This window comes from Nocardiopsis moroccensis (assembly GCF_055763695.1).
In genome coordinates, this window is record NZ_CP199747.1 from 2,850,891 (window position 1) to 2,863,493 (window position 12,603).

General features: G+C 71.2%; 12 protein-coding genes. 1 reads left to right on the forward strand and 11 read right to left on the reverse strand.

Annotated elements, in window-relative coordinates:
• Window positions 1–151 precede the first annotated feature (151 nt).
• The 4 genes from ACUKCB_RS12645 to ACUKCB_RS12660 all read right to left on the reverse strand — a co-directional run bounded on the left by ACUKCB_RS12645 (window position 152) and on the right by ACUKCB_RS12660 (window position 3,455).
• Window positions 152–874 carry an alpha/beta fold hydrolase gene (locus ACUKCB_RS12645; protein ID WP_473040989.1) on the reverse strand — a complete coding sequence of 241 codons (723 nt, stop codon included), beginning with the start codon at window positions 872–874 and terminating at the stop codon, window positions 152–154.
• Between the two features lie 177 nt (window positions 875–1,051).
• Window positions 1,052–1,396: a biotin/lipoyl-containing protein gene (locus ACUKCB_RS12650; protein ID WP_473040692.1), complete on the reverse strand. Its 345-nt coding sequence runs from the start codon at window positions 1,394–1,396 to the stop codon at window positions 1,052–1,054.
• 5 nt (window positions 1,397–1,401) lie between these two features.
• Entirely contained in the window at window positions 1,402–2,421 is a 1,020-nt protein-coding gene (locus ACUKCB_RS12655; RefSeq protein ID WP_473040693.1) for an alpha-ketoacid dehydrogenase subunit beta, read from the reverse strand.
• Window positions 2,418–3,455, reverse strand: a complete 1,038-nt coding sequence (locus ACUKCB_RS12660; RefSeq protein ID WP_473040694.1) for a thiamine pyrophosphate-dependent dehydrogenase E1 component subunit alpha — start codon at window positions 3,453–3,455, stop codon at window positions 2,418–2,420. The genes ACUKCB_RS12655 and ACUKCB_RS12660 overlap by 4 nt, the downstream gene beginning before the upstream one ends.
• 749 nt (window positions 3,456–4,204) lie before the next feature.
• Between ACUKCB_RS12660 and ACUKCB_RS12665 the strand changes: the two genes are divergently transcribed.
• Window positions 4,205–4,699, forward strand: a complete 495-nt coding sequence (locus tag ACUKCB_RS12665; protein ID WP_452545838.1) for an Lrp/AsnC family transcriptional regulator — start codon at window positions 4,205–4,207, stop codon at window positions 4,697–4,699.
• 18 nt (window positions 4,700–4,717) lie between these two features.
• Here the strand turns inward: ACUKCB_RS12665 and ACUKCB_RS12670 are convergent, their stop codons facing one another.
• From ACUKCB_RS12670 to deoC, 7 genes are all read right to left on the reverse strand, one after another.
• A complete protein-coding gene (locus tag ACUKCB_RS12670; protein ID WP_473040695.1) occupies window positions 4,718–6,391 on the reverse strand; it encodes a phospho-sugar mutase in 1,674 nt (557 codons plus the stop codon).
• A 365-nt stretch (window positions 6,392–6,756) separates the two neighbouring features.
• The gene (locus tag ACUKCB_RS12675; protein WP_473040696.1) at window positions 6,757–7,554 is read right to left on the reverse strand and encodes a purine-nucleoside phosphorylase; all 798 of its coding nucleotides are present in this window, start codon (window positions 7,552–7,554) and stop codon (window positions 6,757–6,759) included.
• Window positions 7,551–8,189, reverse strand: a complete 639-nt coding sequence (locus ACUKCB_RS12680; RefSeq protein ID WP_473040697.1) for a GNAT family N-acetyltransferase — start codon at window positions 8,187–8,189, stop codon at window positions 7,551–7,553. Before ACUKCB_RS12680 ends, ACUKCB_RS12675 begins: the two co-directional genes overlap by 4 nt.
• Window positions 8,186–8,836, reverse strand: coding sequence for a GNAT family N-acetyltransferase (locus ACUKCB_RS12685; RefSeq protein ID WP_473040698.1), 651 nt, complete (start codon window positions 8,834–8,836; stop codon window positions 8,186–8,188). The genes ACUKCB_RS12680 and ACUKCB_RS12685 overlap by 4 nt, the downstream gene beginning before the upstream one ends.
• A 64-nt stretch (window positions 8,837–8,900) precedes the next feature.
• Window positions 8,901–9,893, reverse strand: coding sequence for an aldehyde dehydrogenase family protein (locus tag ACUKCB_RS12690; RefSeq protein ID WP_473040699.1), 993 nt, complete (start codon window positions 9,891–9,893; stop codon window positions 8,901–8,903).
• Window positions 9,886–11,316: an aldehyde dehydrogenase family protein gene (locus ACUKCB_RS12695; protein ID WP_473040700.1), complete on the reverse strand. Its 1,431-nt coding sequence runs from the start codon at window positions 11,314–11,316 to the stop codon at window positions 9,886–9,888. The genes ACUKCB_RS12690 and ACUKCB_RS12695 overlap by 8 nt, the downstream gene beginning before the upstream one ends.
• A gap of 3 nt (window positions 11,317–11,319) precedes the next feature.
• Window positions 11,320–12,267, reverse strand: a complete 948-nt coding sequence (gene deoC, locus ACUKCB_RS12700; protein WP_473040701.1) for a deoxyribose-phosphate aldolase — start codon at window positions 12,265–12,267, stop codon at window positions 11,320–11,322.
• Window positions 12,268–12,603 lie beyond the last annotated feature (336 nt).

Consider the following 12,603-nt stretch of genomic DNA (forward strand, 5'->3'; position numbering starts at 1 on the left):
TACCAAGAGCACACCGAACCGTGGCAACCAACGGCCTATTCGCCGTTTTTGACCTCCCGTTCCTCCGGAGGGACCGCCTGCACGACCGGTTGTACCGTGACCTTCACCGGTGGTCACAGCCGCATATCCGCACCAACCGGTCTAGACCGGACTAACCCCTTGATCCGGGCCCTCGACCACCGAGGAAGTCCGCCACGGCCTGCTTGAAGACCCTGGAGGAGACCGCGTTGGCGTGGTCCCGACCGGGGATCTCCACGTACGAGCCACCGCAGCGCTCGGCGAACGCCGCGGCGCCCTCGGCGACCGTGTCCTTGGCGCCGGCGGCCACGAGCAGGGGGACGCCCTCGGGTCGCGGCTCCTCCCGGAAGGGGCGTGCGGCCTGACCGCGGACACAGGCGGCGAGCGCCTCCGCTTCGTTGCCCGCCAGACCGGCGACGGTGCGGTAGACGTGGTCGAAGGGGCTGTCGCCCTCTCCCGGGCGGGCCGTGTCCAGGCCGGCCAGGGCATTGACCGGACCGAAGCCGCCCAGGACGAGGCTGCGGACCCGCTCCGGCGCGGTCAGGGCGAGCTCCCAGGCCAGTCGGGCCCCCATGGAGTAACCGACGGCGTCCACGGCCCGGACGCCCAACTCGTCGAGCATCGCCAGGATGTCGGTGACGAAGTGTTCGGGCAGGTAGAGCCGGTGATCCGTGGGCTTGTCGCTGGCTCCGTGGCCGCGCAGGTCCGGGCCGATCACCCGGCGCCCGGCCTCTTCGAGCACGCGCGGCCACCCCGTGGCGCGCCAATTCATGTCGAAGTTGGTACCGAAACCGTGCAGCAGGAGCACCGGCACGTCCTCGGTCGGATCCTGTGCAGGCAAATCCGCATAGCGCATTGTCACGTCTCCGACGGGATTCACGGTCATGAATCCTCCTTCTTATGTCCGGGGCGGGATTTGGTCGGGAGAACGGGGGCCCATTCAGATGTTTGCATAAACGACAACCCCGGATTGGGCATGCCGATTGTGCTGACATCCGAACGGGCCCCCGCCAGAGATGGGACCTTTGACGCGTCAGTCCGTCGGAGGCTTCAGCCTCACTCTGCGTTTCGGTTTGGCGTCCTCCTCGGGGACCCGCCCGACGATGCCGGCCTGGGGAGCGCTCTCCTCGACCTCGACGGCGAAGGTCACCAGGGGCTCCCCGACCGGGACGACCTCCTCCTCCCGAGCGTGCAGCTCGACCACCCGGCCGGCCTTGGGCGAGGGGATGACCACGGCCGACTTGGTCGTCTCCACCTCGACCAGCGGATCGTTGCGGCCGACGGTGTCCCCGACGGCGACCTGCCACTCCAGCACGGTCGCCTCGACGAGCCCTTCGCCCAGGTCGGGGAGGGTGAAGGTGATGTTCTCTTCTGCCATGTCGGCTAGTACTCCAGGGTTCGCTGGACCGCGAGCAGGACGCGGTCGATCGTCGGCAGGTACTGCGGCTCCAGGGGCCCGGCCGGGTAGGGGACGTCGAACCCGGTGACCCGCTGGACCGGGGCAGCCAGCTCACGGAAGCAGTTCTCGGTGATCAGTGTGGCCACCTCGGCGCCGAGCCCGGCGGTGAGCGGGGCCTCGTGGACGACCACGGCCCGCTTGGTGCGGGCGACGGAGGCGGCGAGCCCGGCGGCGTCGATGGGTTTGAGCCAGCGCAGGTCCAGTACCTCCAGCTCGACGCCGTCCTCCGCGGCCAACTCGGCCACCTGGACGCACCTGTGCACCATCGCGCCCCAGGCGACGAGGGTGGCGTGGCGTCCGGGGCGGACGATTCGGCTGGTGCCGATGGGGTCGGTGGATTCGCTCAACCGGACCGGTCGGCGGTCCCAGTAGCGGGCCTTGGGCTCCATGTAGACGACCGGGTCGTCGGAACGCACCGACTGCAACAGCAGACTGTAGGCCTCGGCGGGGTCGGAGGGCGCGACGACCTTCAGTCCGGGGGTGTGCGCGAAGAGGGCCTCGAGGCTCTCCCCGTGGTGCTCGGGTGCCTGGATACCTCCGAAGGAGGGCAGGCGCAGGGTGATCGGCATGGGGGCGGCGCCGCGGGTGCGGTAGTTCATGCGTGCCACCTGGTTGACGATCTGGTCGACGGCCGGGTAGGCGAAGCCGTCGAACTGGAGCTCGGGGACGGGCCGCCAGCCGTTCATGGCCAGCCCGACCGCCATGCCCATGATGGCGGACTCGGCGAGCGGGGTGTCGAAGACTCGCTGGTCGCCGAACTCCTTCTGGAGCCCGTCGGTGACCCGGAAGACCCCGCCGAGGGCACCGACGTCCTCACCGAAGACGAGGACGTCGGGGTCCTCGGTGAGCAGGACGCGCAGGGCCCGGTTGATGGCCTGCTGCATGGACAGCTCCACCACTGCGGACTCCACCGTCGTGTCGGCGCGTTCGATCAGCTCGGTCACAGCTCGACCTCTTCCTGCCAGGTGCGGTGCTGCCGGGTCAGCTCCTCGGTGGTCTCCCGGAAGACGTGGGTGAACAGTTCGGAGCCGTCGGGTTCGGGGGCGTCGGCGACGCCGTCCCGGACCTGCTCGGCCCGCCGCGCGGCCTCGGCGTCGACGGCGGCGAAGTGCTCGGTGTCGGCGTGCCCGGCTTCGAGCATGGCGGCGCGCAGCAGGGCGACGGGGTCCCGCCGCCGCCAGTGCTCGGTGTCGGCCTCGTCCCGGTAGCGGCCGGGGTCGTCGGAGGTGGAGTGGGGTTCGATGCGGTAGGTGAGCGCCTCGATGACGGTGGGGCCGCCGCCGTTCCGGGCGCGTTCGACCGCTTCGGCGGTGGCGGTGTGCACGGCGCCGGCGTCGTTGCCGTCGACCAGGACCCCGGGCATGCCGTAGCCCTCGGCCCGCGCGGCGACGGATCCGCCGGCGACCTGGCGCTCGTTGGGTACCGACAGGGCCCACTGGTTGTTCTGGCAGAAGAAGATGACGGGCGCCGCGAGGACCCCGGCGAAGTTCATGGCCTCGTGGACGTCTCCCTCGGAGCTGGCCCCGTCCCCGAAGTAGGCCATGGCGACGCCGTCGTCACCGCGGAGCCGCTCACCGAGCGCCCACCCCACGGCGTGCGGGACGGGGCCGCCGACGACTGCGTTGATGGCGCCGAAGCGCGAGTCCATGACGTCGTAGAGGCCGCCGTGCCACAGGGCGCGGTGGGTGGCCATGTAGCCGACCATCTCGACGCCGTAGGCGAGGGCCGAGGCCATTTCCCGGTAGGTGGGGAAGACGAAGTCCCGGGCGGGGTCGAGCGCGGTGGCGCTGCCGACCTGTGCCGCTTCCTGGCCGCGGACGGAGACGTAGGCGGGGAAGACGCCCTGGCGCTGGAGGGCGATGGCCTCCGTGTCCAGGTCGCGCGCGGTGCGCATGTCGCGGTAGAGCCGGCGGGTGAGTTCGGGCGGCAGGTGCTCCACGGTGATGGCGCCCTGGCCCTTCGACTCTTGGGGTGGCATGTCGAGAGGCTCCCAACGTGGCCCTGCGCGCATGGTGGCGCGACCGGGGCTCGGGGTGGTCACGGTCTGCTCTTGATTCTCCGGACAACTGGACAGTTACGCTAGATATTGCCGAATAGTCGATACATACGCGGACGAAATGCCCGAAAATATTCTTATACGTCTAAGATCCAGCACCCCCAGCACGGGAAAACGACACACCGTGCCAAACATCACGAATCACCATCGACGCCCTGCGCCCGGGAGCGCCACTCCTGCCTCTGCGGGAACCCCGCCCGGGGCACCCCCCGAACTCGGACCGACGACCACCAAGAGTTCTTGCGCCGACACGAAGCGTGCTTGCCCCAGGGATGCGTCCACCCTCGGAGCCGCACCCAACGAGTTGTTGTCTGTACTTACAGATACGACAAATATGGCCGAAATGGGTCCATAGGTAAGAATTTCTGGCTGATTCCAGCCAGTTCGTTGTGGTTACTGGCCAGTCGGGGAAACCCTCGCCCCACTCCGTGCGTCAACCATGAGTACAGTCGGACTTCCCCGTCAGGCCCCCGCTTGGCGGTTCGCACAAGAGGTCGCCGCGCGAACCCCGATCCCCCGCCCCCGACTCCGCCGCCCGGACGCGCGCCGTATCTCGCCGGCTGAGATTTCTATGGACGAAAACAACGTTTACCTGGTATTTCCTTAGCTCCCTGTCAACGATGACAGCAAGGAGTTGAGCACTGCGACAAGAGCACACGAGGAGCACGCACATGGCCATGGGCGACCAGCGTAGGAACGGCCGGCGGCCGGACACGACCGACCAGACCATCCTGAGTGCGCTCGCCAAGGACGCTCGAACCGGCATCACGGAGATCGCCGCACTGGCCAACGTCTCCCGGGCCACGGCCTACAACCGGATCAAGCGGCTCACCGACGAGGGCGTCATCCGCGGTTACTCCGTGGTGACCGACCACTCCAAGATGGGGCTGGGCGTGACCGCGCTCGTACTCATCTCGGGGAGCCAACCCGACTGGCGGGCCAACCGGGAGATCCTCTCCTCCTACCCCGAGATCGAGTACTGCTGGTACGTGGTGGGGTCGGCGGACATCGTCCTGCTGGTCCGCGTCGCCAACACCAACCAGCTGCGCGACCTGATCCTGAGCCGTCTCCAATCGCTTCCCGGCGTGACGTCCACCCAGACGCTCACCGTCATCGACGAGGTCGTACACCGGCCTGTCGTGGAGCCGAACGAGGAAAGCGGGTGAACCCGCCCCACCCCCGGATCATCCCCTGACCATCTCGGCGACCGAGGCCATCAGCTCGGCCAGCAGCTCCGAGCCCCGCGCGCGGGCGGCCGCGACGTCGCCGTCGACCCCCGACACCACCTCGGCGTAGGCCTTCAGCTTGGGCTCGGTCCCCGAGGGGCGCAGCGTCACGCGCCCCCGCGTCCCACCCGTCAGTTCGAAGCGCAGTGCGTCGGTCGGCGGCAGACCTGCGTGCCCGCCGACGAAGTCGACGACCCCCGACACCTTCAGGGGGCCGAACGCGGCGGGCGGTTCGGCGCGCAACCGCCGCATCGCCGCGGAGATCTCCGCCAGGTCCTCCACCCGCACCGACAGCTGGTCGCTGAGGTGCAGGCCGTACTTCCTCGCCTGATCATCGAGGAGGTCGACCAGGGTGCGCCCGGTCCGCTTCGCGGCCGCGGCCAGGGAGAGCGCCATCAGCGCCGCGCTGATCCCGTCCTTGTCCGCCACCGGCCGCCCCCCGTCACCACCGACGCAGTACCCCAGGGCCTCCTCGTAGGAGAACACCCTGCGCTGCCCGGGCGTGCCCGCGCGGGCCAGCCACTTGAACCCCGTCAGGGTCTCCTCGTAGTGCACGCCCCGGTCCCGGGCGATCCTGCCGAGCAGACCGGAGGAGACGATCGAGGTGGCGACCACCCGGTCCGCGCCGCTCGTGTGGTCGAGCACGTACTCGGCGAGCAGCCCGCCCACCTCGTTCCCGGTGAGCAACCCGTGCCCGGGGACCGCGAGCGCCAACCGGTCGGCGTCGGGGTCGTTGGCCACCACCAGGTCGGCCCCGAGGGCCTCCCCCGCCGCGACGGCCAGGTCCATCGCCCCGGGCTCCTCCGGGTTGGGGAAGTCCACCGTGGGGAAGTCGGGGTCGGGGTCGAACTGTTCGGCGACCACCGCCGGACGGGCGAACCCGGCCCGTTCCACTGCCTCGACCAGCACCCGGCCGCCCACCCCGTGCATGGGGGTGTAGACCACCGACAGGTCCCGGTCCGCCTCCAACGGCAGCGCGGTGACGGCGGCCAGGTACCGCTGCACCGCCTCCTCGCCGAGCACGGTCCAGCCCTCACCCGTGGCGAGAGCCCCGACCGGGCCCACTGCGTCGATCGCGGCGGAGATCTCGGCGTCCACCGGGGAGACGATCTGGGTGCCCGCGTCGTCACCGGAACCGCCGACGTACACCTTGTAGCCGTTGTCCTGGGGCGGATTGTGGCTGGCGGTCACCACGATCCCGGCGTCCGCGCCCAGATCGCGCAGGGTGTACGCCAGGACCGGGGTCGGCAGGGGGCCGGGCAGCAGGGACACCCGGTGCCCGGCCCCGGTGAGGACGGCGGCGCTGTCCCGGGCGAAGTCGGCGGAGCGGTGCCGGGCGTCGTACCCGATGACCACGTGCTTGCCGCCCGCCCCGAGCCACGCACCGATCCCCGCGGCCGCACGCATGACCACGACCCGGTTCATCCGGTTGGGACCGGCGCCCAGGGCTCCGCGCAGACCGGCCGTACCGAACTCCAGGCCGGTGGCGAACCTGTCGGTGAGGTCGGCCAGGGCAACCGCCTCCCCGGCCTCCGCGCGGGCCAGCAGCGCACCCAGCTCTTCCCTCGTCACGGGATCGGGGTCCTGGTCGAGCCAGGCCCGCGCCCGGGTGAGGAGTTCGGTGTCGGTCATGCGGATCTCCTGTCTGGATGACTAGCCACAGGGGGTACGTCGGCCCCCTCCCACTCACCTCAGCCGGAGGGGTGCCCCTGATTGCCTACCTTCACCCCAGGGGGTGTTCTGTCCCCTACGCGCCTACCTCCGCCCCAGGGGGTGTTCTTTCGTTCGGGCGCGGGAGTCCGGGTTTGGGCAAACACAGTGCAAGACGAGTCAAGCCGCCGGCAGGAACGGGTACCGCGCCGTAGGCGTCCGTTGAGGGCGAAGGACGGGTGGGCGAGCCAGGCGCAGACGAGGATGCTGTGCCTGCTACAACCCGAACATCTCCCCTCAGGCGCCCGAACACGGGCCGAAGCGCCGGCGGAGGCCCCAGGCAAGCACTAAAACCGCCTGACGATGTCCGCGAGCAGGCGGCCCACGGCGGCCGCGGAGTCGCGGCCGGTGGCGAGGACGTCCTCGTGGTCGAGGTTGGCGTCCTGGAGGCCCGCGGCGACGTTGGTGACCAGGGACATGCCCAGGACGCGCGCTCCGGCCGCGCGGGCGGCGATGGCCTCCAGCACGGTGGACATGCCGACGAGGTCGGCGCCCATGGCGCGGAGCATGCGGATCTCGGCGGGGGTCTCGAAGTGCGGTCCGGGCATGGCCGCGTAGACGCCTTCGCGCAGTCCGGGGTCGACCTCGCGGGCGATCGCGCGCAGCTCGGGGCTGTAGGTCTCGGTGAGGTCCACGAAGGTCGCCCCGGTCAGCGGCGACTTCGCGGTCATGTTGATGTGGTCGGCGATGAGCACGGGCGAGCCCACCGCGTAGTCGGCGTTGATGCCGCCCGCGGCGTTGGTGAGCACGACGGTCCGCGCGCCCGCGGCGACGGCGGTGCGCACGCCGTGCACGACCGCGTCGGTGCCGTGCCCCTCGTACAGGTGGGTACGGCCGAGGAAGGCGAGCACGTTCCGGTCACCGTCGGCGATGCTGCGGACGGTTCCACTGTGGCCTTCCACCGCGGGGGGCAGGAAGCCGGGCAGTTCGGCCGAGGCCAGTTCGTGCTTGGCGTCGCCGATCAGGTCGGCGGCGGGCGCCCAGCCCGAACCCATCACCAGGGCGACGTCATAGCTGTCCACACCGGTGCGCGAACGCAGTTCGGTTGCGGCCTCCTCGGCGGCGGCCTGGGGTGTGCGAGTCACTGCGAGTTCTCCGATCGTCGGTACCGCGGGTGCGGTTCGGGGTGGATTCCGGTGTACAGGGGACGTGACATGACGTCCTGGGGGCCCGCGTCCCCGGGAACGGTGTTCCCGGTGAAGCCGAAGCCGGCGGCCCGGTAGACGCGCTGCGCCGGGAGGTTGGACTGGTTGACGCAGAGCACGATCTCCTCGGCGTGCGGCGCGACCTCCGCGGCCAGGCGGTCCAGCAGGGGCGGGGAGCAGGAGGCCCGGCCGACCCCCCGGCCCTGCCATTGTGGCGTGACGTAGTAGGCGCGCAGCAGCACCGCGCGTTCCGGCGCGTCGACCAGCTGGGCGCGCAGGGCCCGGTCCAGGACCCCGAAGCCGGCGCAGGCGGCCCGGGCCGCGGCCGGGTCGGTCAGCGGCCCGGCCAGGGCCACGACCGCGTACGGGAACCGTTCGGGGTCCGAGTCCGCGTCCGGGAGGGTCTGAGCGGGCAGACCGGTGAAGCGCAGCTGCTCGGGCGGCAGGCCGTGCTCGGGCAGGACCCGCCTGAGCAGGGCACTCTCGCCGGTCTCCTGGTCCAGTCGGACCAGGCGCACCTGCGCGGTGTCCCAGCTCGCGGCGGCCCGCCTGCCCGAGCCTCGCCATCGGGTCATCGGGTCCCCGGCAATCGCGGGACGGGGCGGGACCCGGTGTCCACCGGGCGCGCGAAGACGCTCTGCATACCGTGTTCTCCCGCGTCGTACCTGCGGCCGGTGGGGACGAATCCGGCGGAGCGGTAGGTGCGCTCTCCCGCGTCGTTGCCGTCGTTGACGCACAGCACGATCTCGGCGGCCCCGGGTGCGATCGCCGCGACCAGCAGGTCGAGCAGCGGCGCGGAGCAGGCGGCACGGCCGATCCCCCGGCCCTGGTGTTCGGGGGTGACGTAGAAGGCGCGCAGCAGCACGGCGTGTTCGGGGTCCTCGACCAGGTCGCGCAGCGGGCCGACCCGGTCGATGATCCCGAAGCCGAGGCAGGCTTCGAGGACGGCCGCCCGGTCCGTCAGCGGGACGTCGTTGCGGACGACGGCGTAGGGGAAGCGGTGCGGGTCGTCGTCGGCGCGCGGCAGGGTGTGCACCGCCTCGTCGACGAAGCGGCGCTGTCCGGGGGCCACGCGCTGGCGGGGAAGGACCTCACGCAGCAGGGCCACCTCGGGGGTGGTGCGGTCCAGGCGCACGAGGCGCAGGCTGGGGACGCGCCGCTGTTCGGACGCGCGGGGCTCCGGGATCCGGGGTTCGGCCTGTTCGGGGGTGTTCGCTGGCACCGTTCCTCCACTCGGCTGTCGGACCGGGCCGCCCCGGGGGGTGGGACGGACCGGTCCGCCAGTCTTACACCCCGACCGGGTGCCAGACCGTCTTGGTCTCCAGGAAAGGGGTCATTCGGGAGGTGCCGGGGTCGGTGTCGAGCCAGGCTTCCTCCCCGTCCCCGTCCCCGGCCCCGGGGCGCAGCACCCGGGTGAGGGTGGTTGCCGCGGCCCTCTCGAACTCGGCCGCCAGCTCCCCGGCGCCGGCCAGGTCCAGGGCGTCGACGTCGGCGTGCGACGCCAGGTGCGGTCCTAGCTCCTCGGCCCTGCCGGTGAGCAGGTTGACCACGCCTGGCGGCAGGTCGGAGGTGGCGAGCACCTCGGCGAGGTCGATCGCGGCCAGGGGCGCCCGCTCCGAGGTGACCACCACGGCGGTGTTACCGGTCGCGATGACCGGGGCGATCACCGAGGTGAGCCCGAGCAGCGGGGCGTCCTGGGGCGCGAACACCGCGACCACCCCGGTGGGTTCGGGCGCGGAGTGGTTGTAGAACGGCCCGGACACGGGGTTGGCCCCGCCCAGGACCTGGGCGAACTTGTCGGTCCATCCGGCGTAGTACACCCAGCGGTCCACGGCGGCGGACACGACCCGGTCTGCCTGGGACCGGGTCAGTCCCTGGGCGTCCACGATCTGGGCGGCGAACTGCTCGCGGCGCCCCTCCATGACCTCGGCGACCCGGTACAGGATCTGACCGCGGTTGTAGGCGGTGCGCCCGGACCAGCCGCCGAAGGCCTTGCGGGCCGCGGTGACGGCGTCGCGCGCGTCCTTGCGGGAGGCGAGCGAGGCGTTGGCCAGGTGGGTGCCGTCCGCTGAGGCCACGGGGTAACTCCTGCCCGATTCCGAACGCGGGAAGGCCCCGCCCAGGTAGAGCTTGTAGGTCTTGCGGACCGCCAGCCGGGCGGGGGGCCGGGGTGCGGTGGTGCCGCCCCGGGCCGTGCCCCCGTCGGTGCCCTCCGCTGCGACCCCGTCGGTGGTGTCCGTGTTCTTCCTGCTCTTCTTGCTGCCGCGCCGCTCAGCCAAGGTAGGCCTCCAAACCGTGTCGCCCGCCCTCGCGGCCGTATCCCGACTCCTTGTAGCCGCCGAAGGGGCTCGTCGGATCGAACTTGTTGAACGTGTTGGACCAGATCACGCCGGCGCGCAGGCGCTCGGCGGTCCACAGCATGCGGGAACCCTTCTCGGTCCACACACCGGCGGACAGCCCGTAGGGGGTGTTGTTGGCCTTGGCGACGGCCTCCTCCGGGGTGCGGAAGGTCAGGACCGAGAGCACGGGACCGAAGATCTCCTCACGGGCCACCCGGTGCGCCTGGCTGACGCCGGTGAGCACGGTGGGCGCGAACCAGTAGCCGTGCTCGGGCAGCTCGCAGGCGGGCGACCAGCGCTCCACGTTCTCCTCGTCGGCGGTGGCGGTGAGCTCGCGGATCCGCTCCAGTTGGGCCGCGGAGTTGATCGCGCCGATGTCGGTGTTCTTGTCCAGCGGGTCGCCCAGGCGCAGCTTGGCGATGCGCTCCTTGAGCCGGGGCAGGAACTCCTCGGCGACGGACTCCTGGACGAGCAGCCGCGAACCGGCGCAGCAGACGTGGCCCTGGTTGAAGAAGATGCCCGAGACCACGCCCTCGACGGCCTGGTCGAGCGCGGCGTCGTCGTAGACGATGTTGGCGCCCTTGCCGCCCAGCTCCAGGGTGAGGCGTTTGTCGGTCCCCGCGACCGCGCGGGCGATCTGGCGGCCGACCTCGGTGGAGCCGGTGAAGGCGACCTTGTCGGTGCCCGGGTGCCCGACCAGGGCCCGGCCGGTCTCCCCCGCGCCGGTGAGGATGTTGACCACGCCCGGGGGCAGGTCGGCCTCATGGCAGATCTGCGCGAAGACCAGCGCGGTCAGCGGTGTGGTCTCGGCGGGTTTGAGCACGACGGTGTTGCCGGTGGCCAGGGCCGGGGCGATCTTCCACGCGAGCATGAGCAGCGGGAAGTTCCACGGGATGACCTGGGCGGTCACGCCGAGCGGCTTCGGGTCGGGGCCGAGCCCGGCATGGGCGAGCTTGTCGGCCCAGCCCGCGTAGTAGAAGAAGTGCGCGGCGACCAGCGGCAGGTCGACGTCGCGGGTCTCCTTGATGGGTTTGCCGTTGTCCATCGACTCCAGGACTGCCAGTTCGCGGGAGCGCTCCTGGATGATCCGGGCGATGCGGAACAGGTACTTGCCGCGTTCGGCACCGCTCATGCGGCTCCACACGGTGTCGTACGAGCGGCGGGCTGCGGTGACGGCGCGGTCGACGTCGGCCTCTCCGGCCACGGCCACCCGGGCGAGTTCGGTCTCGTCGGCCGGGTTGAGCACGGTGAGGTGGTCACCGCTCCGAGCCGGGGTGAACTCACCGTCGATGAAGAGGTCGTAGGTCTCGCGCAGGCTGACGACGGAGCGGGACTCCGGTGCGGGCGCGTACTCGAAGATCACGGCTCAGTCCTGCGTGTAGTAGTCGGGGCCCGGGTAGGTGCCGGTGGACAGCCTGGTGCGCTGCATGAGCAGGTCGTTCAGGAGGCTGGAGGCACCGATCCGGAACAGGTCGGGGGTCAGCCAGTCGGGGCCGGCCGTCTCGTTGACCAGGACCAGGTTGCGGATGGCGTCCTTGGTGGTGCGGATGCCCCCGGCGGGTTTGACGCCCACGTGGCGGCCAGTGGCGGCGTGGTGGTCGCGCACCGCCTCCAGCATGACCAGGGTGACCGGCAGCGTGGCGGCCGGGGAGACCTTGCCGGTGGAGGTCTTGACGAAGTCGCCGCCGGCCTGGATGGCCAGGTGGGAGGCGCGGCGCACGTTGTCGTACGTGACGAGCTCGCCGGTCTCCAGGATGACTTTCAGGTGTGCGTCGCCGCAGGCCTCCTTGACCGCGACGATCTCGTCGAAGACCTTGCGGTAGTCCCCCGACAGGAAGGCGCCCCGGTCGATGACCATGTCGATCTCACCGGCACCGTCGGCGACGGCGCGCCTGGTGTCGGCCAGCTTGACCTCCATCGGCGCGCGCCCGGACGGGAAGGCGGTGGCGACCGAGGCCACGCCGATCCCGGTGCCGTGCAGCGCCTCGACGGCGGTGGCGACCATGTCGGGGTAGACGCACACGGCGCCCACGCGGGGCACGGTGCGGTCGGTCGGGTCGGGCAGGGCGGCCTTGGCGCACAGGGACCGGACCTTGCCGGGCGTGTCGGCGCCCTCCAGTGTGGTCAGGTCCACCATGGAGATGGCCAGGTCGATGGCGTTCGCCTTGGCGGTGGTCTTGATCGACCGGGTGGCCAGGTCCTGGGCACGGGCCCGGGCTCCGACCTCGTCGACCCCGGGAAGGCCGTGCAGGTAGGCCCGGAGCGCGTGGTTGGTCCTCGCCTCGGGCTCGAATGCGGTGTGGGGCACGGGCACCTACAGCTCGTCGGTTCAACTGGACCGTCCGCTGCGGCCAGCGGAAACGGCGTGTCCTGGGCTCGGCGCGGGTGGATGTCCCCGCCGTCAGGCAGTCACCATAACCCCGGGCCGGGCCGACGTCAGTCCCCCGCGGGTTCGTGCCACCCAAGGTTGGAGAAGACTCCAAGGCCAGAGCGGCCGGCGTGTCGTCCTTTCATCCAATCAGGGGGCGAGAAGGCCGGAAAAACACGGTTCTCCCCCGGTGGGTCGACCCCGCCGGGTCGTGTGCGGTCCAGACCGGACTCGGCCTCTGCGGAGGTCGTCCCCCGGCCGTGCGGCGGTCGGCCCCGCCAC